Here is a 25,299-nt window from a genome sequence, read left to right as displayed (position 1 = left end):
CGGTGCTGGTCGGCGATGCGGCCAAGTGCAAGTGGATCTCCGACCTGCTGCTCGACAATTGCGGCGTCTATGTCCAGCCGATCAACTATCCCACCGTGCCGAAGAAGACCGAGCGCCTGCGCATCACGCCGACGCCGCTGCATTCCGATGCCGATATCGCTCATCTCGTCGAGGCGCTGCATTCGCTCTGGTCGCGTTGTGCGCTCGCAAGGCACGTCGCCTGATTTTTCGATGATCGCTCGGTTCGAACCGTAATTCAGGGCCTCCACTGGAGGTTCTGACAGCGATCGGTCTTGCTCCCGCAAGACGCCGCAATAAACCTCCCTTGCCCTTCCAAGATCATCCGCTCTGCGCTTGGTCTTAACACTGATGACACATCGCAATTGGCCTGACCGATGCGCATGGATCTTTCCCTGTGCTTGCGTCCTCCCACAAACTGCGCCGCCGATCCGAGCCTTGGGTCGTATGAGAAAACCTTTTCTCACTTGACATAGGGATTGGTAAAAGCTTTTCTCAGATCACTTCAGAAGGAGGACGTTCTGAACATATCGGGAGGAAAAAGAGGCAGGATCACCATCCACGAGGTGGCGGCGGCTGCCGCGGTGAGCATCTCGACGGCGTCGAAAGCTCTCAATGATACCGGCCGGATGGGGTCGGAGACGCGCGAGCGGGTGAAGCGGATCGCCGCCGAGATTGGATATCGGCCGAATGCGCTGGCGAGAGGTCTTCTCAGCAAACGCAGTTTCACCATCGGGCTGCTGACGAACGACACCTATGGCCGTTTCACGCTGCCTGTCATGGCGGGTATTTCCGACGCTCTCGTCGATCACGGCGTTTCGGTCTTCCTGTGTGCCATTGAAGACGATCCGGCGCTCGCTCAGATCCATGTCGACGCGATGCTGGACAAACAGGTCGACGGCATCATCGCGACGGGAAAACGCTTGGACAGACGCCTGCCTGTCGATCTGTCGAATTTGCATGTGCCTGTCGTCTACGCATTCACGGAGGGGACGCAGAACAGCGTGACCTTCCGGTCTGACGACGAACAGGGTGCGCGGCTGGCGGTGGAATGGCTCGTGAAGATCGGACGGCGGCGGATTGCGCACATCACCGGGCCGGAGGATTTCTTCTCGGTGCGGGAACGTGCCGGCGCCTATCACGAGGTGGCCGGTCACCGCGAACCGGTGCTCTACGGCGTCTGGTCGGAAAGCTGGGGCCATGAGGCGGTCGAACAGCTTTGGAAGAGACCGGGAGAAAAACCGGATGCGCTTTTCTGCGGCAATGACCAGATCGCCCGCGGCGCTGCGGATGCGTTGCGCGAGCGCGGCGTCAAGGTGCCGCAGGACGTCTCGGTCATCGGCTTCGACAATTGGGAGATTGTCGCGGCCCAGACGCGGCCGCCGCTGACGACGGTGGACATGGAACTGAAGGAGCTCGGGCGGCAAGCCGGATTGACGGTGCTTGCGCTTGCGGAAGGACGGCCTGTCGAGCCGGGAGTGAGGAAATTGCCGTGCCGGCTGATCGTCCGGCAGTCATGCGGGGGTAAAGCCCCCCGGGGATGAGAACAAGAGAATGAGCAAAGGCGCGAGGAGATGCGCCATATCGGGAGGAGTGTCATGATCAAGCGTCTTTTGGCGGCGACCAGCATCGCTACCTTATGTCTGGTGTCGGCCGCGTCGGCTGCCGAAAATGTCGAAATGTGGGTTCGCTCGGGGATCGGCGACGCCTTCAAGAAGGTCGTCGAAGCCTATAATTCCGGTCACGAGAACAAGGTCGTGATGACCGAGGTGCCGTTCTCCGAGCTGGTGCAGAAATATGCGACGGCGATCGCCGGCGGACAGGCGCCGGACGCCCTGTCGATGGACCTCATCTATAACCCTGCCTTTGCCGCGGCCGGCCAGCTGGAAGATCTGACGGACTGGGCAAAATCCCTGCCGTATTTCAATTCGCTTTCGCCATCGCATGTTCGCTTGGGCACCTATCAGGACCGGATCTACGGCCTGCCGCTTTCGGTCGAAACATCCGTCTTTGCCTGGAACAAGGATCTCTACAAGAAGGCCGGTCTCGACCCGGAAAAGGCACCTGTGAATTGGGACGAAATTACCGCCAATGCCGAGAAGATCCGGGCGCTCGGTGACGATACCTACGGCTTCTATTTCTCCGGCGGCGGCTGCGGCGGCTGCATGATCTTCACCTTCACGCCGCTCGTCTGGGGTGCGGGCACCGATATCCTGTCGGCCGACAGCAAGACGGCGACGCTCGATACGCCTGAGATGCGCAAGGCCGTCGATATCTACCGCAACATGGTCAAGAAGGACCTGGTGCCGGCGGGAGCGGCCAGCGACAACGGCGCGAACTTCCTGACCTTCACCAACGGCAAGATCGGCCAGCAAAGCCTCGGCGCCTTTGCCATCGGCACGCTGGTGACCGAGCATCCCGATATCAACTTCGGCGTGACGCTCATTCCCGGCGTCGACGGGAAGCCTTCGTCCTTTGCCGGCGGCGACAACTTCGTCATCACCAAGGGTACGAAGAAGATCGACGCGGTGAAGGAGTTCCTCGAATATGTGTATTCGATGGACGGCCAGAAGATCATGGCGAAATATGGCAGCCTGCCGACGCGCGGCGATATCGCCGACAAGGTGCTTGAGGGCCTCGATCCGCGCATGCAGGTCGGCCTGAAGGCGATCGGTGTGGCCAAGACCCCCTATACGCTGCAGTTCAACGACCTGATCAACAGCGCCAACGGGCCATGGGCAAGCTTCACCAACGCCGCGATCTTCGGCGACGACGTCGACGGCGCGTTTTCGAGTGCGCAATCGGAAATGCAATCGATCATCGATAGCGGCCAGTAAACTCTCCCCCGGCCGCGGCCGGGGAGCGGTGGCAGCTTCCCGGCCAATCCCACTCGACAGATGCGGAGCGTTTTGATGACCGGTTCCGGTTCAGAGATTCTATTGCCTCGGCGCAGGCGACGGCGCCGATCGAACTGGCGCGGCCTCGTCTACATCGCGCCGGCCATGGCGCTGGTCATCGTCTTCTTCATCATGCCGGTTCTCTTCACCGGATGGATGAGCCTGCATAACTGGCCGCTGATGGGGGCGTCCCGCTGGATCGGCTTCAACAATTATGTCCGCATGGCCAACGACACCCGCTTCATGACGGCGCTGAATTTCACGGCCTATTACACCGTGATCGTCACCATCGCGATCTTCGCGATCGCCTTTCCGCTGGCAATCTTCGTCGAGAAGGAACGGCAGTTCGTCGGCGCCTACCGGACGATCATCTTCCTGCCTGTCGTGGTCGGTCTTGCGACAGCCTCCCTGCTCTGGGTCTGGCTCGCCAATGTCGATAGCGGCTTCATCGGCCCGGCCTTGAGAGGGCTCGGCCTTCTGGAAAAGAGTCCCAATCTTCTTGCGACTTTCGACACCGCCTTTTTGACGATCGTGGTGATGGTCGTCTGGAAGATCGCCGGCTTCACGATGATCATTCTTTTGACCGGGCTTCAGGCCATTCCGTCCGAGCTGACGGAGGCGGCCCGCATCGACGGCGCCGGCCGCTGGCAGCGTTTCCGGCATCTGACGCTGCCGCTGATGCGCAAGACGATCGCGCTGGCGCTGATCGTCTCCGTCACCGGTTCGATCCTCGCCTTCGACCAGTTCTACATCATGACGTCAGGCGGACCGCAGAACAAGATGATCTCGGTGGTCTACTACATCTTCAATCAGTCCTTCGTGTCGTTCAATCTCGGTTATGGCGCAGCACTGTCGATCGTGCTTCTCGCCATTCTGGTGGCGATCAGCATCGTGCAGCTCTGGCTGCTTCGCGTCGGGGAGGAGCGTCCATGACCACGTCAAGGGAACGCCGCGCGCGCAAGGCCATCCGGACGAAGTTGGCCTATCATCTGACCGGCATCACTATCTCGATCTTCTTTCTCGCCCCCTTCGTGATCACGCTGTTGTCGTCCTTCCGGCATGGCACGGAGGCCAGCCTGCCGCCCTTGCCGCCCTGGCCGACATCCGGCGTCAGCATCGATTCCTACGCGCTGCTCGATACGTTCGGCGCCGGCATCTGGCGGCACATGATCAATTCGCTATTCGTTTCGGTCGCCACCGTGGTGCTCACCGTCGCCGTCAGCCTGCTCGCCGGTTACGGCTTCTCGCGCTATCGATTCCCGCTGAAGAATGCGCTCTTCGTGCTGATCATCGCGACGCTGATGATCCCGTTCCAGTCGATCCTGACGCCACTCTTCATCATCCTGGCAAAGCTCGGTCTCAACAATTCGCTGCTTGGACTGACGCTTGTCTATGTGACGCTGCAACTGCCCTTTTCGGTCTTCATGATGCGCAACGCCTTCGACGCCGTGCCGAAGGAGATCGAAGAGGCCGCACGCATCGATGGGGCGCGGGACCTCAGGCTTCTGGTGCGGGTTCTTCTGCCGCTGGTGCTTCCGGGTGTCGCGACGGTCGCGATCTTTGCCTTCCTCAATGCCTGGAACGAGTTTCTCGCCGCGCTGGTGCTGCTCTCCAGCAATGAGAAATACACCCTGCCGGTGCTGATGACGGCGGTTCGCGCCGGACGGCTCGGCGCCATCAACTGGGGAGCGGTCCAGGCCGGTGTCGTCGTCATGACGATCCCCTGCCTGATCGTCTTCCTGCTCCTGCAACGCTACTACATGCGCGGGCTGATGGCCGGCGCGGTGAAATGATCTTAGAGAAAGTGGAGCCCATGACCAAACCAAGCAACGACCGCCAGTTTCGCCCCGTCGCCGTTCCCGATGTGGAGCTCGGCGGGTTCTGGGGCAAATGGCAGGACGCCGTCTGCAATTCCACTGCCGAGACCCTGCTCGACCGCTGTGTCGAGGCCGGCATGCTCAAGGCGATCGACGTCGATCAGCCGAGCCCCGGGGTCGTCATTCCCATTCAGCCATGGGGCGGCACGACGCAGATGTTCTGGGATTCCGACCTCGGCAAATCGATCGAGACGATCGCCTATTCGCTCTATCGCCGGCCGAACCCGAAGCTCGAAGCGCGCGCCGATGAGATCATCGACATGTACGAGAAGCTGCAGGATGAGGACGGCTATCTGAATGCCTGGTTCCAGCGCGTGGAACCGAACCGCCGTTGGACCAATCTGCGCGACCATCACGAGCTCTATTGCGCCGGCCACCTGATGGAAGCTGCGGTCGCTTATTATCAGGCTACCGGCAAACGCAAGCTGCTCGACATCATGTGCCGCTATGCCGATTACATGATCAAGATTTTCGGCCACGGCAAAGGCCAGATATCAGGCTATTGTGGCCACGAGGAAGTCGAGCTGGCGCTGGTCAAGCTCGCTCGCGTGACCGGCGAGAAGAAATATCTCGAATTGTCGAAATACTTCATCGACGAACGCGGCACCGAACCGCATTTCTTCACCGCCGAGGCAACCCGCGACGGGCGCGATGTCTCCGGGTACCACCAGAAGACCTATGAATATGCGCAGGCGCACCAGCCGGTGCGCGCGCAGACAAAGGTCGTCGGCCACGCGGTGCGCGCCATGTATCTCTATTCCGGCATGGCCGACATCGCCACCGAATACAAGGACAACAGCCTGACGGCAGCGCTGGAAACGCTCTGGGACGATCTGACGACCAAGCAGATGTACATCACTGGCGGTATCGGGCCGGCTGCCTCCAACGAGGGCTTTACCGATTACTTCGACCTGCCGAACGATACCGCCTATGCGGAGACCTGCGCCTCGGTCGGCCTGGTGTTCTGGGCGAGCCGCATGCTCGGCCGCGGTCCGGACCGGCGCTATGCCGACATCATGGAGCAGGCGCTTTACAACGGCGCGCTGCCCGGGCTYTCGACCGACGGCAAGACCTTCTTCTATGACAATCCGCTCGAAAGTGCCGGCAAGCACCACCGGTGGAAGTGGCACCATTGCCCCTGCTGCCCGCCCAACATCGCCCGGCTGGTGACCTCGATCGGCTCCTACATGTACGCCGTTTCGGATAACGAGATCGCCGTGCACCTCTATGGCGAGAGCACCGCAAGGCTGAAGCTGGCCAACGGCGCCGAGGTGGAACTCGAGCAGACCACCAACTATCCGTGGGAAGGGGCGGTCGCCTTTACCACCAAGCTGGAGAAGCCGGCGACATTCGCGTTGTCGCTGCGCATTCCGGATTGGGCTGATGGTGCGACTCTCAGCGTCAATGGAACGATGCTTGATCTCAACGCCATTATGCACGACGGATATGCCAGGATCGATCGCGAGTGGGCCGCGGGTGATCGTGTCGCCCTCTACCTGCCGCTGGCGCTTCGCCCGCAATATGCCAACCCGAAAGTGCGCCAGGATGCCGGGCGCGTCGCACTGATGCGCGGCCCGCTGGTCTATTGCGTCGAAACCACTGACAATGGCGAAGACCTCAACGCCATCGTCCTGCCGCGTGAGCTCTCCACAGCCGAAACCGTCGTGCTGAAGGATCTCAATGATGCCGTCGCTCTCGATCTCAAGGTCGAGCGCGAGGAAACATCGAACTGGGGAACAGCGCTCTACCGCAAGGCGCCGGCCGAAAGGCAGGTCGCCACCGCGCGTTTCGTGCCCTATCATCTCTGGGACAACCGCGCGCCCGGAGAGATGCTCGTCTGGGTCCAGTCGGACAGATAGGTCTTTTTGGGGATGACGAACGGTATGGGTAACAAGAGCGTCGTGCTCCAGGACGTGCGAAAAAGCTATGGCAATCTGCAGGTGGTCCACGGGATCGACCTGACGATCGCGGAGGGCGAATTCGTCGTCTTCGTCGGCCCTTCCGGCTGCGGAAAATCGACGCTTCTTCGCATGATCGCCGGCCTGGAAGACGTGACCGACGGGGAGGTCGAGATCAAGGGGCGTGTTGTCACCGATCTCGATCCATCCGAGCGCGGCATCGCCATGGTCTTCCAGTCCTACGCGCTCTATCCGCATATGAGCGTGCGCGACAACCTGGCCTTCGGCTTGAAGATGGCGCGCACGAATGCCGCGGAGATAGAGACGCGGGTCAAGGCCGCCTCCGCGATCCTRAAGATCGACCATCTTCTCGACCGGCGGCCGGGACAGCTTTCCGGCGGCCAGCGGCAGCGTGTGGCGATCGGCCGGGCGATCGTGCGCAAGCCCGACGTCTTCCTATTCGACGAACCGCTGTCCAATCTCGATGCGGAACTGCGCGTTTCGATGCGCATCGAGATCGCCCGCCTCCACCGCGAACTCGGCAACACGATGATCTATGTCACCCACGACCAGACGGAGGCGATGACGCTCGCCGACAAGATCGTCGTGCTGCGCGACGGGCGCGTTGAACAGGCGGGAACGCCGCGGGAAATCTACGAGAATCCCTCGAATACCTTCGTGGCGGGCTTCATCGGCTCGCCGAGGATGAACCTGCTGAATGCCCGCTGGGGTGAGGGGGGACTGGTCGAGGTCGCCGGCCGGCAGATCGAAAGCGGCCTGCCGCCGGCGGACAGGCCGGTTGGTGCCGCGGTGACGCTCGGTCTGCGGCCGGAGCATCTGAAGGTGGCATCCGACCTATCGGGCAGCCTGACGGCCAGGGTTGATTTTTCGGAATATCTCGGCGGAACGCAATATCTCTATTGCCAGCTTGCCGATGGCCAGTCACTCACCGTCGAGCATCGGTCACCGATCAGTATTGCGGCGGGCGAGCAGGTGAGCCTGCTGTTTGAACCGTCGGATTGCAGGTTGTTCGACGAGGGCGGGAACCGGTTGAGCTAATCGCGGCCGTCAGGATCACAGGCGGGCGAGCACTCGGCGATCGGCCCGTCTGAACTTCACTCGGCGATCGCCAGGGTCATGAGCTCTGCCGCTCTTTGCCGGGCTTCCCTGTCGGCGGCGAAGACATCGTCCATGCCGGAAGCCGCCGGCAGGCGGGCCAGATCGTCCATCACCCTCTCGGTGACCTCGGCCATGGCGAGGAAGGACAGTCGCCCTTCGATGAAGGCTTCGAGCGCCACTTCCTTGGCGCCGTTCAGCACCGCGCCCTGAACACCGCCGCGCGTCATCGCCAGGCGCGCGAGCCGCAGCGCCGGAAACCGCACTTCATCCGGTGCCTCGAAATCCAGCCTGGCGAGCTTGGCGAAATCCAGCCGCTCGACCGGCAGGTTCGGCCGGCGCGGAAAGGACAGGGCATAACCGATGGCGGTGCGCATATCGGGCGCGCCAAGCTGCGCCAGCACAGACCCATCCGTATAGCCGACCATGGAATGGATGATCGATTGCGGGTGGAAGATGACCTCGATCTGTTCGGGGCTGAGGCCGAAAAGGTGCCGGGCTTCGATCATCTCCAGCGCCTTGTTGAACATCGAGGCGCTGTCGATCGAGATCTTCAAGCCCATCGACCAGTTCGGGTGGGCGCGCGCGGTTTCCACCGTCACATCAGCCATGTCACGCAGCGAGGCGGTGCGGAAGGGGCCACCCGACGCCGTCAGGATGACCCGCTCGACGGCATGGCGTTGGTTCTCTTCCAGCACCTGGAAAATCGCGTTGTGCTCGCTGTCGACCGGAAGCAGCCTGCCGCCGCCTTCGCGGATCGCTGCGATAAAGAGATCACCGGCCGATACCAGGCATTCCTTGTTGGCAAGAGCGATATCGGCGCCGCGGCGCGCAGCGGCAAGGGTCGGCGCCAGGCCCGCAGTGCCGACGATGGCTGCCATCACCCAGTCGACTTCGCGGTCGGCGGCTTCCATCAGGCCGGATTTTCCCGAGGCGACCGCGATGCCGCTGCCAGAAAGTTCGCTCTTCAGTGATTCGTAATGGCGGTCGTTTGCCGTCACCGCCAGCCGCGCGCCGGATAGTTTCGCCTGCCGAGCCAGCAATTCGACATTGCCGCTGCCGGTCAGCACGGAGATTTCGAAGTTCTCCCGTCCGCCCAGGTGATCGACGACATTGAGTGTATTCTGGCCGATCGAACCCGTCGAACCGAAGATGCTGAGGCGCCGCGGCGCGCTTTTGCCGGTCATCATGTAGAATTTCGCGAAAATTTCTCTCGTAGGCTCAGGCTCTACTAGGCTTTGGAGGGGGCGGCAAGTGTGCGGTGCAGCAGATTTCAACCCTTGAGGGGTTTACAGAACGGCGGTTGGATGTGATCCTCCTAACATTGCTTGAGGAATCGCGGTTCCGTTGCGGCTGGTTTCGGTCGCATGGGCAATTTGAGGCGCTAAAGCGTCTATTGAAGAACAGGCACTCGGTGCCGCCGGCTTTCCGAGCCAACCATTAAATCGAGGATGAAACCGGGATGAGCGGCTTGGCCGAGATCCCTCATCGCGTTCGCTGCGAGCGCTTCTGTGTGCTGCTGCTTCGGTTTCGGAGCCGCAGCCCTGTGTCAGGCAAAACGTTCTTACTTCATGACGACATTTAAAATAGCGTGCATTCTTTTCGCCATCCTGCCCTCGCTCACCGCTGCAGCGAGGGCGGATGACTTGGTGATCTGGTCACCGGCCAAGCTTTCGGACCAGTCCTACAAGGCGACGATGGGGTTTCGTTTGCCGGCGGAATGGGAAACGAGCGCCGGCGCCGACATTGCGCTGGCCTCGACCAAAGGCGGGGCGCCGCTGCCCGATTCCGAACAGGCAATGCTTTGGGGCCGGATCATCAGGACGAGCGTCACCCCGGCAAGCCGGTCACAGCAGGGCGCGAGCGTCAGCGTCGATACGCTGCGCGGCAGCGGCGCGCTGACCCTCAGCCGCTCGCGCAGCTGGATCCTGTCCGATTCGCTCGACATGCAATCGAGCCGGTCCATCAGCGTGCAATATGACGCGGTCGAAGCCCGGCAGGCTTCGGTGACGGCATCGCAGGCCCTGAAGCTGATCCATCCCTGGACGGGAACCTCGCTTTCGGCAGGGACAGGCGTCAGCAATGCCAGCGGCGACTTCTCGAGCACGGTGGGGGTCAGCCAGACCATCCTGCCGAACCTCAATCTCGATGCCTCGGTGAACAATCCATTTTCGGGGGGTGAGGCAGGCAGCGTCAATCTCCGCTATCGCGTCAACTGGTAGCGGCGCTGAAACCAAACTCTGTCGAGGGGCGTTTCCTCCACAGGTTTCACGGAGGAATGGATCATGGTTTTCAAGGAGCAGACATTTCACGGGCTCGAACCCGAAATGGAAGCGGAAATCGCCAATCGTGCATCGGTCGAGGCAGCCGTCGCCAATGCGCTGGCGATCGCCGGCGGTATCGATGCGTCTGATGTCGAAGTGACGATGGAGAACGACCAGATAGTGCTGAGCGGCACCGTCGGCACGGTCGGCGAGATCGAACGGGCAACCGCGGTTGCCAAAGCCGTCGAGGGCGTGCATGCGGTGCTAAACCGGATCCTGCTTGGCGGATCCTCGCTCGACGGCACGCATTAATCATATGGCGGGCCGCTCCAGGGCCAGACCCTGCCGGACGAGGACTATTCCCACGTCGCCGCTATAAGTTGGCACTCAGCTGATCAACCGGCGAAGCGTTCGACGAGGAAGGACGAGCCGGCCAGACGATCCGTTTTATGTGCGGCGCCCGATCCCTGCGGCTGGTAGGCGATGGCGAGCAGCAGGACACTGACGGCGACATAGGCGATGGCCAAAAGAGTCATCTTGATACGCATGATGAATACTCCTGTTTCGCGATAAACGCGGCTGATATGGCGAAGTTCCTCATTGGCGCGATCAGATGAAAAGCCCGGCTGGGGAGGATCAGCCGGGCTTTTCCTGCAGGGATTGCCTTATCGGCAGATTCGGGTTTCCTTGACGATCGTGTGACCGTGGCGGCGGATTTTTTCCACCTTGGTGAAGCACTCCTCGGAAATGTGACGCGGCCTCATGTGATGGCGGTAATAGGGCCGGTCCGAATGGCGGTAGTACGGACGCGCATCATCCGTGGTGATGGTCACACTTGCCGCCTGGGACGGCATTGCGGAAAAGATGGACGCAGCAGTGAGCGTGCAGGCAAGGATAATCTGTTTCATGACAAGCCTCTCTTTCTGAGTTGGTCACGGCATCAACTCGCTGGAAGCACAGTCAGTTCAATCACATAGAGTTACCGATTGTGACGGAGGCAGAAACCTTTACGGCCGCGGATCGTTAGCGCAGGGGGATAGCCGGAGGCATCGATCATGGGACTGATTGCAAGGATCATCGCCATTGTGGCCGGGCTTGCCGGCGGCACGATTTTTTCGCAGGCGCCGGAATTTGCGCAGCAATACCGCCAGCGGATCGGTGGGGCGATCGACGAATTGCGCGTCATCGTCGAGGATTTCAACGCCCAGGCCGCCGAGCACCATCTCGATCGCCAGCAGGCGCTGAACGCCTATGCGCAATCATCCGACGATTTTCTGCGCGACCGCGGCGTCTCGATGCGCAGCACGATCACGCGTTACGAAACGCTGCTGTCGCAGCAACTCCACCTCGGCACCGCCGCACCCGTCGCCAAGCCTTTCATCCTGCTGCGGGACGCGGATGAGGGCGTTCTCGCCAATACCTGGCGCGACTTCGTACCCGGCATGCCCGTCAGTTTTGCCGGTCTCGTCTGGGGCGCGATTGGGTTTATCGGCGGCTGGGCCGTGGCTGCGCTGCTGGGATTGGGTGCGCGGCGGGTCACGAGGACACGGCGCGTCCATCGTCAGGTGCGATGAACCAATCTACGGCGAACGCGGGCTGCTGCACTTTTCGGGCGGGTTGATCCAGCTGGACGGCGCGGCGTAGCGACTGGTCCCGGAACGTGATGATAAGATCAGCCAAGCTTTGCGCTGAAATGACCCCGCCAAACTTTGGCGGGGTCGTCGATATTGATCGAAACCGGTTCGTTCGGTTGCTTTCGTGGTGATCGGGCCAGAGAGCCTTGTTACGTGGACGCTGCTGCTTCCTTGGTGATGCCACCTGAAAGCAAACGCCAAATGCCGAATGCCACCACGCCCATCGCGAGGAAGATCACAAAGATCAGGAAGTTGTAGTAGATCATCGCCGCCAGCGCGACGAGGGCGAGCCCGAGGGCAATGGCTGGCACCACGGGATAACCCCAGGCCCTGAAGGGTCGGGCCAGTTCAGGTTCGGCCTGACGCAGCTTGAACAGCGACGCCATCGAGACGATGTACATGATGATCGCGCCGAACACCGACATGGTGACAATATTGGCGGTCAGCGGCAAACCGCCGATCTGGATCAGGCTGTCGGAAAAAATGGCTGCGATGCCGACGGCGCCACCTGCAAGGACTGCGAGATAAGGCGTGCGGAATTTCGGATGGATTTTTGCAAGGACTTCCGGGAGGTAGCCGGCGCGGCCCAGCGCAAAAATCTGCCTGGAATAGCCCATGATGATGCCGTGAAAGGAAGCAATCAGGCCGAACAGGCCGATCCAGACCAGCATGTGCAGCCAACCGGAGGATTCGCCCACCACTGCCTTCATCGCCTGCGGTAGCGGATCGTTGATGTTTGACAACGTGCGCCAGTCGCCGACGCCACCGGCGAAGATCATGGTGCCGAAGGCGAGGAAGACGAGTGTCAGAATACCCGCAATATAGGCAATGGGAACGGTGCGGGTGGGGTTCTTGGTCTCCTCAGCCGCCATCGCCGCGCCTTCGATCGCCAGGAAAAACCAGATGGCAAATGGAATGGCGGCAAAGATGCCTCCAATGGCACCGACCGAGAATTCAGGGGCGCCAGCCCAGCCATTGGCCGCGAAATTGGCAAAAGAGAAGCCCGGCGCAACGACACCCATAAAGATCAGCAGTTCGGCAATCGCCAGAATGGTGATGAAGAGTTCGAAGGTTGCCGCGATGGTAACTCCGACGATATTGAGCGCCATGAAAATGATATAGGCGCCGACAGCCGCCACTTTCGGATCGAGCCCCGGGAACTGCACATTGAGATAGGCGCCGATGGCCAGCGCGATGGCCGGAGGGGCGAAGACGAATTCAACCAATGTGGCAAAGCCCGCAACGAAGCCGCCGAGCGGGCCGAAAGCCCTGAGCGCATATGCAAAAGGGCCGCCGGCATGGGGAATAGCCGTCGTCAGCTCCGTGAAGGAGAAAATGAAGGTGGTGTACATCACGGCGATCAGGATTGTGGTGATCAAGAACCCGAGTGTGCCGGCAGCCGCCCAGCCATAGCTCCAGCCGAAATATTCGCCGGAGATGACGAGGCCGACGGCAAGTCCCCATAAATGCAGCCCGGTCAGGCTTTTGGCGAGCGTCGGTTGAGAATTTGACATGATTGTTCCCCTTTTTTTTTAGATGAATTTTATGCTTCCTGGTGTGGCAGCGCTTCTATGGCGCCTTCGGCGTTTTCCTTGAGATCGACGCCGGTCAGCTGCAAGCGAAGCGCCTCCCGGACGATCCAAACGATCTTGTCCGCTGCGACCTCGTAGCTGAGCCCGTCGGCATGAATATTCGAAATACAGTTGCGCTCGCTGTCACGCCGTCCCGATTGCGGTCGGAACGTGATGTAGGCGCCGAGACTGTCAGGTACGCTTAGTCCGGGCCTCTCGCCGATCAGCACGATGGCAACTTCCGCACCAAACGCCGCCGCTGCCTCATCACCAAACGCCACCCGCGCCTGCTCGCCCAATATCACCGGGGCGACGCTGAAGCCCCCGAGACGCTTCATGCATGCCTTGAACAGCGGCACCGCGTGGTGCTCGACCGCCGAGGCCGAAAGTCCGTCCGCAATGATGAAGGCGATATCATAGCGATCGCCTGGGCTCGGGAGATCGGCTGCGTTGGTCTGACGACCGAGATCAGGGCGCGCCAGATAGATCGTACGGTCTTTGGCGCGAGACCGAATCCGGACCGTAGTCACAGGAGCAAGCTGCTTGGCAAGGGCGACAAAATCCACTTGCCCATGCACGGCATCCCGCGCCCGGGCATGGGCAAGCTGGAAGTCGAGAATTGCCGATGTCGGCAAGGCGTCGCCCGCCCTTCCAAGCCCAATTCGGGCGCGTGTGGCGTTGCGGAACCGCGCAAACGGATCTCGTTCGAAGGGAGTCATGCCGATGCCCTGTAGCTCAAGAGATTGCGAGAAAAGGCGCCCGAGGCGCTGGCAGGCGCAAGACGACCCGCGTGATCAAGCATGCCCATGCGATGGAGCCAGGCTTCGAATTCTGGGGCGGGCGGGCGATTGAACTGGTGCCTGAGGCCGACAATATCGTGGTAGGAAAGGCTCTGATAGTTGAGCATGACGTCGTCGGCGCCGGGCACTGCGATCAGAAAGCTGACGCCCGCAACAGTCAGCAATACCATCAGATTATCCATATCGTCCTGGTCGGCTTCCGCATGGTTCGTGTAGCAAACGTCGACCCCCATCGGCACACCAAGCAGTTTGCCGCAGAAATGGTCTTCGAGCCCGGCGCGGATAATTTGCTTGGCGTCGAAAAGGTATTCGGGGCCAATGAAGCCGACGACTGTATTGACGAGCAACGGATTGAGTTCACGTGCAACGGCATAGGCCCGCGCCTCCACCGTCTGTTCGTCGACACCATGATGGGCGTCTGCCGAGAGAGCGCTGCCCTGGCCGGTCTCCAGATACGTGACATTGATTCCGACCGTGCCGCGCTTCATGGAAAGTGCTGCCTGCTGGCCTTCCCTGAGGACGGCGAGATCGACGCCGAAACCCTTGTTGGCGGCCTCAGAGCCGGCGATTGACTGGAACACCAGGTCGAGCGGCGCTCCAGCCTCGATCGACTTGATTGACGTGGTGACATGGGTCAATACGCAGGATTGGGTCGGGATATCGAACCGTTCGCGCAGCCGGTCGAAAAGAACCATCAATCTTGTGCAGGCCTCGAGATTGTCGGTCGCCGGGTTGATGCCGATCACCRCATCGCCGATCCCATAGAGAAGTCCATCGAGCGTCGAGCCGGCGACGCCTTCAGGATCATCGGTGGGATGATTGGGCTGAAGACGGCTCGACAGTCGGCCGGGCAGACCGATCGTGGAACGAAAGGCAGTGACCACCCTGCATTTGCCGGCGACGGTGATCAGATCATGGTTGCGCATGATCTTGGAGACCGCCGCGACCATTTCGGGGGTGAGGCCTGGTGCAATCGCAAGCAGTTTTTCGGAGGTCGCGTCATAAGAGAGAAGCCAATCGCGAAACTCACCGACCGTCATATGAGATACCGGCGCGAATGCCATCCAATCATGGCGGTCGACGATCAGTCGGCTGACCTCGTCGACCTCGTATGGAATGACGAGATCCTCCAGGAAAGTTTTGAGAGGCATATCCGCGAGCAGGTAGCGGGCGGCCACCCGCCGCTCGTTGCTTGACGCTGCGATCCCGGCCAGCACGTCACCGGATTTCAGCGGCGAAGCGCAAGCCAATACCGATTTCAGATCCTGAAAGACATGGCGTTCGCGTCCTAGAACGATCGAATATGTTGTCATTTGCTCCTGGCCGTCGATCAGCCTATTCGATGCCCGAGAACTCGTCCGCCTTTGGTGGGCATTCGCGGGCTTCCGCCGAGCATGTTTTTGCTCGGCCCCATATCCAGCAACGCAAGATGCGTGCCATTTAGTGGGCTAACGTACCAAGGCAACCGTGCCAAAGGCTCCGCATGGCGGGCTATGACCGCTTACGCAGCTGGGCTCTCGCAGAGACTGTTTTCAATTTAGGGTGGTTGTATCCACTTTACGACAACATGCTCCGATATGCGCACATTTGCGCCCAGCTCAACACTGATTGCGAGTATATTCGTTGATCGTCCTGATCCCGTGATTCTGGCCCGAGTGCTTTTCGGTGGGGCAGTCTGCACTGAGACGCGATCGTCAATTTTGAGCGAACTGACCGTGGATCGACGCCGATGTCGAAAAACTAGCCAGTTGAACGAATCCAATTGATCGCCAACTCTCTTGCCATAAGAGTTCGGACGTTTTGCGAAGACCGCTTTAAGATCTTGAATCGTAACCGCCATGAGGGTGCGGATCCAATTGGCTTTATCGGCAGCTGGGCCGTGGCAGCGTTTCTGGCGAAGGCTAAGCGCATCGCCGTCAGCCTTAGAGGCGCCGCTAAGTCGATATCCAAGTTCAAAGAGTGCTTCGGAAAACCCGATCCGGATTCCGCTGCCGCGGCGTCTCCAAGTCAACCCAAGTGAGAACCACCGACATATCGCGCTCCCCCATTTGATAATGCGAAGATGCTTATTTCTTTGATGAAATATTGGCCCTCGCGTATGGCCCGCGCATTGGGTCCCGCACGGCTGATACGTTGAGGTCCTCTCTTATGATTGCGCATAGTTCGATGGCGGCCACGTTTTCTGGATTGAGCAATGTATGCATCTCGGCTCTGCTTACTTTCAGGTCCTCGGTAACTACCTGGAACATATCTCCGATTTCCATCCTCGGAACCGGTTCGCGATTCTTTCCATCCTCATATGCATCAAGCTGAGCCTCTTGATACTTCCGATAGGCCTCATTCACGCTGAGGATAGACAGCGCTTCGGAGGAGATATTATTGTGAATGAACTCAATGCACCCTCGCGGATAATGATCGCCAAGTGCATCAATGACATCGCCTGCCTTCTTCAGCACCTCAATCGCAGAAGCGTCGCTCGCACGCGAGAGTGCGGCGTGTCCGTATTTTCGAAGCATGTCGTCCGCGGCTTTCAACGCGGCCTCCTCGTCTCCTGCCTGAAACTTAGCGTTTATCTCCTTCGCTTCATCCATATGATCTGAGAAAATCGCGTGAAGAAAAGGGTTGGTGCTTGCGAGGTCATTCATCAACTCCTCGACCGATCCCGGCCTTACATCTTGAGCGATTACTCCTGAGGCGAGAAACCCAACCCCCGCGCATAGCGATAAGAAATTTTTCAAACTCGTCCCCACTTTGCACGTCGCCAGAAGACCTATCAGTCCATCGTGACGCCGCCGGCGTCAATGTGGCTGCGCGTCACGCCAAAATCGTCGGCAAGGTCGCCCAACGCTTCCTCTACGTCAGCGTCCCCTGCTCATCGAGACCTGCAAGGTCAATGCCGTTGATCCGTATGCCTAGCCTTTCATACGGTTTCAACTGGTCATACTCGTCAATCGTGGACATAGAATGGGTCTCGTTCGTGTCGCGTGGAGATCGTCAATGGTGTTGGTTTGGGCATGCCTACTTTTTCTGACGTGCTGGGTGCTCCCCAAGCGCCTCGCAGCCGCCATCGCGTCGCGCCGATGTCACGGCGCCTTGCTCGTGGTTGTCGCAGCCCTAGGGATCGTGCTTGGCGTCTTCCTATGGGCGACAGCGTCATTCCTCGCTGTGTTGCAGCTCGGCACACCGCCTGCCGGGCTGGCATGGATAGCCATCGCAGGTTTCTTCCTCTCGATCGTCGCGACGGTGATCGGAAAGCGGCAAGCATCTACCGCACTCCCTTGAGCATCTTCGAGAGTACTCGACCTCCTCCGGGTGTGACCTTGCGCCCATCCTCCCGTATCCATGTGCAACGGTTTTGCAGTCGGTCTTTTCGCAAAGGCGGCCACGCCCATAGGACACCTCAACGTGATGACGAGGTCCAACTGCTAGGCGTTGGACAGGTGAGTCCTAGACCTCCAATGCGCAGCAACGGCGGCTTTTGTTACCCGACCGGCAATTGATCGTTAAATTTTGGCCCCAGCATAAGCGGTAAGTATTTGAGATTATGTGGTGATCCCGGCGCGATTCGAACGCGCGACCCCCAGATTAGGAATCTGGTGCTCTATCCTGCTGAGCTACGGGACCACTTGAGTGCCATGCATACAAAAGGCTTGGCGTGAAGCCAAGCCTTAATTGTTGCTAGAGACCGAGGCGCTGTTCGGCGAGGCGGACCCAATAGGAGATGCCGTGGGCGATGGCTTCGTCGTTGAAGTCGTAGGCCGGATTGTGGAGGCCGGCGCTGTCGCCGTTGCCGATGAAGATGAAGGCGCCGGGGCGGGCGTTCAGCATATAGGAGAAATCCTCGCCGCCCATCATCGGATCGATTTCCGCGTTGACGTTCGCCTCGCCGGCTATGGCGCTGGCGGTGGCGACCGCATGCTCGGTCTCATCGGGGTGGTTGACGGTGACGGGATAGTTGCGGTGGAAGCTGATGTCGGCCTCGGCGCCGTGGGCCGCGACCAAGCCCTCGACGATCTGCCGGAAGCGCGTCTCGGCGAGCGTGCGCACCTCGGGGTCGAGGGTACGAACCGTCCCGGCGAAGGTCGCGTCGTTCGGAATGACGTTATGGGCGAAACCGGCATTGAATTTGGTCACCGAGACGACGACCGAGCGTAGCGGATCGGCAGTGCGCGAGGCGATCATCTGCAAGTTGGCGATGATCTGGGCGCCGATGGCGATCGGGTCGATCGTCCGGTGCGGCTGGGCGGCGTGACCGCCGCGGCCCTTCACGGTAACGGTGAATTCGTCGGTCGCCGCCATGATCGCGCCCTTGCGGGTGGCGAACTGGCCGACGGGCAGGCCCGGCAGATTGTGCATGCCGTAAACCTCTTCGATAGCGAAGCGCTCCATCATACCGTCCTTGACCATCAGATTACCGCCGCCGCCGCCTTCTTCGGCGGGTTGGAAGATGACGGCGACATTGCCGTTGAAGTTGCGGGTCTCGGCCAGGTATTTTGCGGCGCCGAGCAGCATGGCGGTGTGGCCGTCATGGCCGCAGGCATGCATTTTGCCAGGCGTCTTCGAAGCCCAAGGTTTGCCGGTGATTTCGGTGAGCGGCAGAGCGTCCATGTCGGCGCGCAGGCCGACCGTGCGGGAGCCTTCGCCCTTGCCCTTGATCAGGCCGACGACCCCGGTGCGGCCGATACCAGTGACGATCTCGTCGACGCCGAATTCCTTGAGTTTTTCGGCGACGAAGGCGGCCGTATTTTCCACCGCGAAGAGGAGTTCGGGCCGGGCGTGGATGTGGCGGCGCCATTCGGCGACCTCGTCCTGCAACTCTGCGGCTCTGTTCAAAATCGGCATATCGGCGTTCCTGTTATGAAATCTCGACAATCTTTCATCGCATCACAAGGGTGTGAGGCTGTGGAAATTACTTAGTCAATGACCTTTGCCATGTCATAGCCATATAGGCTAAATAGGGGAAGATTTCGAGATTTTCCTGATATCTGAAGGACGAACCGTGTCGACGCGCCACTTCCGTTTGTTTGCTGCCTTGCGGCCGCTTTCTTTCGTATCAGCGGCGACTGCCGTTGTTCTGGGCTCCGTTTCGCTTGCCCAGGCCAATCCGCATATTCTCGTCGACGTGCAGACCGGCCGCGTGCTCGAGCATGAAGAAGCCTTCCGCAAATGGTATCCGGCCTCGCTGACCAAGCTGATGACCGTCTATACCGTGTTCGATGCGATCCGCGCCGGCCAGATCAGCCTCGATACGCCCATCGTCATGAGCAAGCGCGCCGCCGCGCAGCCGGCTGCCAAGATGTATTTCAAGCCTGGCCAGAAGCTGACGCTCGACAGCGCACTGAAGATCCTGATGGTGAAATCAGCCAATGACATCGCGGTCGCGGTTGCCGAAGCCATTGGCGGCACGCAGGAGGGCTTCGTGACGCGGATGAACGGCGAGGCGCTGAAGCTCGGCATGACGGATTCGCATTTCGTCAATCCGAACGGCCTGCCCGGCAAGGGCCAGTATACGACGGCACGCGACCTTGCGGTGCTGACGGTGGCGCTGCGCCGCGATTTTCCGCAATATGCCGGCTATTTCGCGCTGGAGGGCTTCACCACCGGCCAGCAGAACGTGCCGAGCCTCAACATGCTGATCGGCCGCTTCGCCGGCGCCGACGGCATGAAGACCGGCTTCATCTGCGCCTCGGGCTTCAACCAGATCGGTTCGGCAACGCGCAACGGCCGCACGCTGGTCTCCGTCGTGCTCGGCACCGACAGCCTTGCAGCGCGTGCCGATGCGACGGCGAACCTTTTGCAGAAGGGCTTCACCACCCAGCCTGCCAGCAACGACACGTTGGGTTCGCTGAGACCCTACGGGTCGGGACAGGACCAGGTGACCGACATCAGCGCCGATATCTGCAGCGCCAAGGGCGCCAAGGTGCGCAGCGAAACGCGCGACGAAGTCGGCCGCATGCGAGTGCAGTCACCCTACATCCAGCCAATGGACCACGATCCGCAATTCGTCTTTGCCGGCCTCATTCCGGGCCAGGATCCGCAGCCGGCCGCGCAGCCGGAAAAAATGGCGCGCGGCGATACGGCGGGAGCGATCGCCAACGTGCCGGTGCCGATGCCGCGCCCGACATCCTTTTAAGCTTTTAAGGTAAAATGACATGAGCGCGCTCAACGACAGGATTCCGGTCACCGTCCTGACCGGCTTTCTCGGCGCCGGCAAATCGACGCTGCTCAACCGCATCCTCAAGGATCCCGTGATGAAGGACGCGGCCGTCATCATCAACGAATTCGGCGACGTCGGCATCGACCATCTCCTGGTCGAAAGTTCCGGCGATTCGATCATCGAACTATCAGACGGGTGCCTCTGCTGCACCGTGCGCGGCGAGCTTGTGGATACGCTGGCGAACCTGATGGACGCGGTGCAGACGGGCCGCGTCAAGCCGGTGAAACGCGTCGTCATCGAGACGACGGGCCTTGCCGATCCTTCACCGGTCATGCAGGCGATCATGGGCAATCCTGTCATCGCCACGAATTTCGAGCTCGACGGCGTCGTCACCGTCGTGGACGCGGTGAATGGGCAGCAGACGCTCGACAATCACGAGGAAGCGCGCAAGCAGGCGGCGGTCGCCGACCGGCTGATCGTCTCGAAAAGGGCGATGGCCGAGGCAACGGACGGGCTGGAAAAGCGCCTGCGGGCGCTCAATCCGCGTGCCGTGATGATGGATGCCGACAGCGCCGAAGCGGGCAGTGCCGCGGTGCTGGTCAACGGGCTCTATGATCCGGCGACGAAGATTGCCGATGTCGGCCGCTGGCTGCAGGACGAGGATGCGCACGAGGCGCATCATGATCATGATCACCACGGTCACCACCATCATGATCATCACCATCTTGGTGATCAGGGGCATGCGCACCAGGACCCGCACGACGTCAACCGTCACGATGCCTCTATCCGCTCTTTCTCGATCATCGAGGAGAAGCCGATCGATCCGATGGCGCTTGAGATGTTCATCGATCTCCTGCGTTCGGCCCATGGCGAGAAGCTGTTGCGGATGAAGGCGATCGTATCCGTCTCCGACCGGCCGGATCGGCCGCTGGTGCTGCATGGGGTGCAGAGCATCTTCCATCCGCCGGTGCGGCTGCCCGCCTGGCCGGGAGAAGACCGGCGCACACGCATGGTGCTGATCACTCGGGATCTGCCGGAAGCCTTCGTGAAGGATCTCTTCGACGCTTTCCTCGGCAAGCCGCGCATCGACATGCCGGATCGTGCGGCGCTCTCCGACAACCCGCTCGCCATCCCCGGCCTCAGAATTTAAAGCATGTCGCGCAAAAGTGTGCAGCGGTTTTGCGCCAAAGACATGCGGAAAACAAAGACCTAAAGTGCGGCAAGCGAATCTGAAAGATCGCGACGCTCTTTAGCGCTTGCGGATCAGGAAGCGGTGGCCGCTTTCGGTCTTTTCCGTCTCGATCAGCTCGTGGCCGTCCTCATTGCAGAAATGCGGCATATCGATCACGGCCAGCGGATCGGTGGTGTCGACGCGAATGAGCGTGCCGCTCGCCATGGCGGCGAGCTTCTTGCGTGTCTTGATCACCGGGAATGGGCATTTCAGGCCGCGAAGATCGTAGAGAACGGGGTTCAAGCCGTTCAGTTCCTCGCCCAGAATTTCCAGAACGGCTTCTTTGCCGTGGCTTCCGCCGTTTCCTGCGGTTCGGGCGCCGTAAAGGCCAGCGGGTTCTGCATCGGCACCGGCACGACCGCTGGCGTCGCGGCAGCGACGGCCACTGCCTGCGGCTGGGCAGGTGCTACAGGCGTGGCGCCCGGCGCGCTCTTGGCAGCGAGGCCCTGCGCGGTGCGCTTGGCCATCATGTCTTCGAGTTCGGCGACCTTGACCATGCGGCCGGCTTCCAGCGAGGTACCGGTCGGGGCGTAAGCCAGTTCGCGGCCCTTGCGCGTCTTGGCGACCACGGCCTTGCGCTCGGCTTCGGACGGATCGTACCAGGCCATGCCGTCAAATTTGCTCATCGCCTTGGCATAATCGGCATCGTAGGTCTTGCCGTAGGAGGCAAGGGCCGCCGTCAGTGCCGGCGGCGTCGACATAGCAGGGCACTTGCCGGCGGCATTGAAGGCGCTGCCGTCGGTTGCCTGCTGATTGAAGACGTATTTCTTCTCGCAGACGTTCACCTCAGGCGGGCGCTTCGTCACTTCGAAATTGTCGTAGCCGACCTTCAGCATCTTCCAGAAGTCGTAACTGCTGTCGAGGCGATGCTTGACCATGTTTTCCGCCGTCATGCGGAAGGGGAAGGCCTGCAGCTGCACAGTCGACTGGCCGCCCTTGAAGGCATCGCGGGCGAAGGCGTAGATCTCCAGCACCTGCTGGTCGGTCATCGAATAGCAGCCGGAGGACGAGCAGGCGCCGTGGATCATCAGATCGGAGCCGCTGCGGCCGTTCGCCGCGTCGTAGCGGTTGGGAAAGCCGGTGTTGATCGCCAGATAATATTTCGAATTGGGATTCAGGTTGGCGCGCGTCAGGTCGTAGAAACCTTCCGGCGCCTGCCGGTCGCCGGTCTTTACCTTCGGACCGAGACGGCCGGACCAGGCGCAGATCTTGTAATCGGCGATCTTGTCGAAACGGTTGTCGGTCTTCGCCTTCCATATCTCCATGGCACCTTCCTCCTTGAAGATGCGGATCATGATCGGCGAATTGCGGTCCATGCCCTTGGCGGCCATGGCGGTGAGGATATGGCTGGGAAGCGGCTGTTCGACCTTGTTCTTGACCTTGGAAAGATCGACCTGCGCGGTTTCCAACGCGTCATTGCAGCCGGACAGAGCCAGCGCCATGAGGGAAATATAGGCAAAATGACGTATGCGCATCCAAACTAGCCCATAAATATAATACGACCCGGTCCGCCTATGGAGTCCGGGCATCAGAAGGAATCATAGGCGGCTTATACTTTATAAAATCTTACCAGCCAATGACGTGCCTGGAACATCCCCGCAAGCGCGATTGCTACAGATAACATCAATGTGGCCAAGATTTGGCCCCAATCGGCGAAGAGCCGAATGTCTGCTAGAGATTGCGGCCCATGGCGAGGAATTTCTGGCGGCGGTCGTTGCGTAGCTGTTCGCCGGAGCGCGGTGCCATTTCGGCCAGCGCACTGGCGATTACGTCGCCGGTTGCGGCTATCACGCTGTCGGGATCGCGATGCGCGCCGCCGAGTGGCTCGGAAATGATGCCGTCGATGACGCCGAGCGATTTCAGGTCTTCGGCGGTGATCTTCATGTTGGTCGCCGCTTCACGGGCGCGGGTGGAATCGCGCCAGAGGATGGAGGCTGCCCCTTCCGGCGAGATGACGCTGTAGATCGAATGCTCGAGCATATAGACCTTGTTGCCGGTGGCGATGGCGATCGCCCCGCCCGAGCCGCCTTCGCCGATGACGACGGAGACGAGGGGAACCTTCACGCCCAGGCACATTTCCGTGGAGCGGGCGATCGCCTCGGCCTGGCCGCGCTCTTCGGCGCCGACGCCGGGATAGGCGCCTGCCGTATCCACCAGCGAAATCACCGGCAGACCGAAACGATCGGCCATCTCAAGGATGCGGATCGCCTTGCGGTAGCCTTCCGGGCGGGGGCTGCCGAAATTGTGCTTCAAGCGGCTCTTGGTGTCATTGCCCTTTTCCTGGCCGATGACAGCGACAGGCTGGCCGCGGAAACGGGCAAGGCCCGCCTGGATCGCGGCATCCTCGGAAAATTTGCGGTCGCCGGCAAGCGGCGTGAATTCCTGGAACAGCGTCTTGGCGTAATCGACGAAATGCGGGCGCTGCGGATGGCGGGCGACCTGCGTCTTCTGCCAGGGATTGAGCTTGGAATAGATTTCAACGATGGCCTCACGGACGCGAACCTCCAGCCTGCCGATCTCATCGGTGGTGTCGATGCTCTCGTCTTCCGTTGCGAGCTTCTTCAGCTCGATGATCTTGCCTTCGAGGTCGGAGATCGGCTTTTCGAAGTCGAGATAATTGTGCATGAGGTGCGTTTCCGTTCCTTGTGCCCGGGGCGTTTTCCTGGCTCCGCCCCTTGTCGCCGGTCCTATTCGTGCTTTTTCGCCTGTTTGGCAAGGGGGTGATGCGTCTGGACAAGCTGCTGCAGCCTCTCTTCGAGGACATGTGTGTAAATCTGCGTGGTCGAAATGTCCGAATGGCCGAGGAGTTCCTGTACGACGCGCAGATCGGCGCCGTTGGCAAGCAAGTGKCTGGCAAAGGCGTGGCGCATGACATGCGGCGAGATCAGCGACGGCGTCAGGCCGGCACGGATCGCCAGGTTCTTGAGGTCGCGGGCGAAAACCTGGCGCGGCAGATATCCCTCCTTCGAGGCGGAGGGAAATAGCCAGGGGCTTTCTTGCGGCGGGTCCTTCGTCGCGGCATTTTCGGCCGCCAGCCRGCGCCCATAGGATTTCAGGGCTGATATCGCCGATTGCGACAGCGGCACCAGCCGCTCCTTGTTGCCCTTGCCGCGGATCATCAGGAAACGGCCCTCCTGATCGAGCACGCGGGCAGGAAGCGAGACAAGTTCGCTGACACGCATTCCGGTGGCATAGAGCAGTTCCAGCAGCGCCAGCATGCGCAGGCGCTGCAGCTGGCCCGGAGCCGGATCGTCTGCCTCGGCCTCGGCCTGCGAGAGCAACCTGCCGACCTCCTCGACGCCCATCGTCTTCGGCAGCGGTCGGCCCTTCTTCGGCGCGTCGAGAATGCCTGTGGGGTCGTCGGTCCTCAGGCCCTCGGCGTAGAGAAACTTGTAGAACTGCCGCATGGCCGCAAGACGGCGCGCCTGGGAGGAGGGTTTGAAGCCCTTTCGGGCGAGCGAGGAGAGATAGGCGGCGAGATCGGCGGAGGCGGCTTCGGTGAGCCTTATGCTGCGCTCCTTCAGGAAGGATCTGATATCGTCGAGATCGCGTTCATAGGATTGCAGCGTGTTGGCGGCAGCGCCCCGCTCGGCGCTCATCATCTCCAGGAAGGATTCCACATGGACGCGGCCGAGATCCACCATGCCGGTCACTTCCTGGTCGTGTCGATCGCGCCCGTGGCGGGCGGATTGACCCGCTCGGACGGAATGCGGATCGTCACGTCGCGCTGCTGCGGCTCCACGAAGGTCACAAGCGCCAGCATCGCTCCGTAGACCGTCCCGGCGAGGATCGCGCAGACGAACAGGAAACGGAACAGGGTCGGCATCCAGCAACTC

The 25,299-nt window shown here is 60.7% G+C and carries 25 protein-coding genes and 1 tRNA gene; 12 read left to right on the top strand and 14 right to left on the bottom strand.

Annotated elements, in window-relative coordinates; genetic code table 11:
- From AC1ECN_RS23640 to AC1ECN_RS23610, 7 genes are all read left to right on the top strand, one after another.
- A partial coding sequence (locus tag AC1ECN_RS23640) for an aminotransferase class I/II-fold pyridoxal phosphate-dependent enzyme (RefSeq protein WP_222397475.1) occupies positions 1-224 on the top strand: 224 nt, incomplete at its 5' end.
- A gap of 360 nt (positions 225-584) precedes the next feature.
- Positions 585-1,562, top strand: a complete 978-nt coding sequence (locus tag AC1ECN_RS23635) for a LacI family DNA-binding transcriptional regulator (protein WP_024323314.1) — start codon at positions 585-587, stop codon at positions 1,560-1,562.
- 54 nt (positions 1,563-1,616) lie between these two features.
- Positions 1,617-2,855, top strand: a complete 1,239-nt coding sequence (locus AC1ECN_RS23630) for an ABC transporter substrate-binding protein (protein ID WP_018069287.1) — start codon at positions 1,617-1,619, stop codon at positions 2,853-2,855.
- Between the two features lie 75 nt (positions 2,856-2,930).
- On the top strand, positions 2,931-3,848 hold the full coding sequence (locus tag AC1ECN_RS23625; protein ID WP_020397370.1) for a carbohydrate ABC transporter permease: 918 nt from the start codon (positions 2,931-2,933) through the stop codon (positions 3,846-3,848).
- Complete coding sequence (locus AC1ECN_RS23620; RefSeq protein ID WP_075225901.1) at positions 3,845-4,708, top strand: carbohydrate ABC transporter permease; 864 nt, start codon at positions 3,845-3,847, stop codon at positions 4,706-4,708. The genes AC1ECN_RS23625 and AC1ECN_RS23620 overlap by 4 nt, the downstream gene beginning before the upstream one ends.
- A gap of 20 nt (positions 4,709-4,728) precedes the next feature.
- Positions 4,729-6,651 (top strand): glycoside hydrolase family 127 protein, encoded by a 1,923-nt coding sequence (locus AC1ECN_RS23615; RefSeq protein WP_130725902.1) that lies wholly within the window; start codon positions 4,729-4,731, stop codon positions 6,649-6,651.
- Between the two features lie 24 nt (positions 6,652-6,675).
- Positions 6,676-7,749, top strand: coding sequence for an ABC transporter ATP-binding protein (locus tag AC1ECN_RS23610; protein ID WP_197727526.1), 1,074 nt, complete (start codon positions 6,676-6,678; stop codon positions 7,747-7,749).
- Between the two features lie 56 nt (positions 7,750-7,805).
- Here the strand turns inward: AC1ECN_RS23610 and dxr are convergent, their stop codons facing one another.
- Positions 7,806-8,996, bottom strand: a complete 1,191-nt coding sequence (gene dxr, locus AC1ECN_RS23605) for a 1-deoxy-D-xylulose-5-phosphate reductoisomerase (RefSeq protein ID WP_130662355.1) — start codon at positions 8,994-8,996, stop codon at positions 7,806-7,808.
- Between the two features lie 381 nt (positions 8,997-9,377).
- Between dxr and AC1ECN_RS23600 the strand changes: the two genes are divergently transcribed.
- Together AC1ECN_RS23600 and AC1ECN_RS23595 are read left to right on the top strand one after the other, a co-directional pair.
- Complete coding sequence (locus tag AC1ECN_RS23600; RefSeq protein ID WP_197727525.1) at positions 9,378-10,028, top strand: hypothetical protein; 651 nt, start codon at positions 9,378-9,380, stop codon at positions 10,026-10,028.
- Positions 10,029-10,091: 63 nt separating this feature from the next.
- Complete coding sequence (locus AC1ECN_RS23595) at positions 10,092-10,382, top strand: BON domain-containing protein (RefSeq protein ID WP_018069280.1); 291 nt, start codon at positions 10,092-10,094, stop codon at positions 10,380-10,382.
- A gap of 83 nt (positions 10,383-10,465) precedes the next feature.
- Here AC1ECN_RS23595 and AC1ECN_RS23590 read toward each other — a convergent pair whose 3' ends face one another.
- Both AC1ECN_RS23590 and AC1ECN_RS23585 read right to left on the bottom strand, forming a co-directional pair.
- The gene (locus tag AC1ECN_RS23590; protein ID WP_018069279.1) at positions 10,466-10,618 is read right to left on the bottom strand and encodes a hypothetical protein; all 153 of its coding nucleotides are present in this window, start codon (positions 10,616-10,618) and stop codon (positions 10,466-10,468) included.
- 117 nt (positions 10,619-10,735) lie between these two features.
- A complete protein-coding gene (locus AC1ECN_RS23585) occupies positions 10,736-10,978 on the bottom strand; it encodes a hypothetical protein (protein ID WP_018069278.1) in 243 nt (80 codons plus the stop codon).
- A gap of 147 nt (positions 10,979-11,125) precedes the next feature.
- Between AC1ECN_RS23585 and AC1ECN_RS23580 the strand changes: the two genes are divergently transcribed.
- Positions 11,126-11,644, top strand: a complete 519-nt coding sequence (locus AC1ECN_RS23580) for a DUF2937 family protein (RefSeq protein WP_130662353.1) — start codon at positions 11,126-11,128, stop codon at positions 11,642-11,644.
- Positions 11,645-11,853: 209 nt separating this feature from the next.
- Here AC1ECN_RS23580 and eat read toward each other — a convergent pair whose 3' ends face one another.
- The 6 genes from eat to AC1ECN_RS23550 all read right to left on the bottom strand — a co-directional run bounded on the left by eat (position 11,854) and on the right by AC1ECN_RS23550 (position 18,917).
- Positions 11,854-13,218 (bottom strand): ethanolamine permease, encoded by a 1,365-nt coding sequence (gene eat, locus AC1ECN_RS23575; protein WP_018069276.1) that lies wholly within the window; start codon positions 13,216-13,218, stop codon positions 11,854-11,856.
- Between the two features lie 29 nt (positions 13,219-13,247).
- Entirely contained in the window at positions 13,248-13,994 is a 747-nt protein-coding gene (eutC, locus tag AC1ECN_RS23570; RefSeq protein WP_130662352.1) for an ethanolamine ammonia-lyase subunit EutC, read from the bottom strand.
- The gene (locus tag AC1ECN_RS23565; RefSeq protein ID WP_477954234.1) at positions 13,991-15,388 is read right to left on the bottom strand and encodes an ethanolamine ammonia-lyase subunit EutB; all 1,398 of its coding nucleotides are present in this window, start codon (positions 15,386-15,388) and stop codon (positions 13,991-13,993) included. The genes eutC and AC1ECN_RS23565 overlap by 4 nt, the downstream gene beginning before the upstream one ends.
- Positions 15,389-16,141: 753 nt before the next feature.
- Positions 16,142-16,720 (bottom strand): hypothetical protein, encoded by a 579-nt coding sequence (locus AC1ECN_RS23560; RefSeq protein WP_130662350.1) that lies wholly within the window; start codon positions 16,718-16,720, stop codon positions 16,142-16,144.
- Positions 16,721-17,622: 902 nt separating this feature from the next.
- A tRNA-Arg gene (locus AC1ECN_RS23555) sits at positions 17,623-17,699 on the bottom strand.
- A 54-nt stretch (positions 17,700-17,753) separates the two neighbouring features.
- Positions 17,754-18,917 (bottom strand): M20 aminoacylase family protein, encoded by a 1,164-nt coding sequence (locus tag AC1ECN_RS23550; RefSeq protein WP_130656518.1) that lies wholly within the window; start codon positions 18,915-18,917, stop codon positions 17,754-17,756.
- A 157-nt stretch (positions 18,918-19,074) separates the two neighbouring features.
- Between AC1ECN_RS23550 and AC1ECN_RS23545 the strand changes: the two genes are divergently transcribed.
- Together AC1ECN_RS23545 and AC1ECN_RS23540 are read left to right on the top strand one after the other, a co-directional pair.
- A complete protein-coding gene (locus AC1ECN_RS23545; RefSeq protein WP_018482753.1) occupies positions 19,075-20,208 on the top strand; it encodes a D-alanyl-D-alanine carboxypeptidase family protein in 1,134 nt (377 codons plus the stop codon).
- Positions 20,209-20,227: 19 nt separating this feature from the next.
- Positions 20,228-21,382 (top strand): CobW family GTP-binding protein, encoded by a 1,155-nt coding sequence (locus tag AC1ECN_RS23540; protein ID WP_018069271.1) that lies wholly within the window; start codon positions 20,228-20,230, stop codon positions 21,380-21,382.
- A gap of 99 nt (positions 21,383-21,481) precedes the next feature.
- On the opposite strand, the gene AC1ECN_RS23535 is transcribed toward AC1ECN_RS23540, so the two are convergent.
- The 5 genes from AC1ECN_RS23535 to AC1ECN_RS23515 form a co-directional block, all read right to left on the bottom strand.
- The gene (locus AC1ECN_RS23535) at positions 21,482-21,706 is read right to left on the bottom strand and encodes a sulfurtransferase TusA family protein (RefSeq protein WP_018069270.1); all 225 of its coding nucleotides are present in this window, start codon (positions 21,704-21,706) and stop codon (positions 21,482-21,484) included.
- Between the two features lie 5 nt (positions 21,707-21,711).
- A complete protein-coding gene (locus AC1ECN_RS23530) occupies positions 21,712-22,938 on the bottom strand; it encodes a L,D-transpeptidase family protein (protein ID WP_130662342.1) in 1,227 nt (408 codons plus the stop codon).
- A 196-nt stretch (positions 22,939-23,134) separates the two neighbouring features.
- Positions 23,135-24,088 (bottom strand): acetyl-CoA carboxylase carboxyltransferase subunit alpha, encoded by a 954-nt coding sequence (locus AC1ECN_RS23525; RefSeq protein ID WP_011653737.1) that lies wholly within the window; start codon positions 24,086-24,088, stop codon positions 23,135-23,137.
- 62 nt (positions 24,089-24,150) lie between these two features.
- Entirely contained in the window at positions 24,151-25,107 is a 957-nt protein-coding gene (gene xerD, locus AC1ECN_RS23520; protein ID WP_477954231.1) for a site-specific tyrosine recombinase XerD, read from the bottom strand.
- 5 nt (positions 25,108-25,112) lie between these two features.
- Positions 25,113-25,289, bottom strand: a complete 177-nt coding sequence (locus AC1ECN_RS23515) for a hypothetical protein (RefSeq protein ID WP_012759201.1) — start codon at positions 25,287-25,289, stop codon at positions 25,113-25,115.
- Between the last annotated feature and the right edge of the window lie 10 nt (positions 25,290-25,299).

The organism is Rhizobium sp. 01N447_2, from assembly GCF_056399245.1.
Note: the sequence above shows the minus strand (reverse complement) of the source record. Positions and strands in the feature narration are given on the sequence as shown.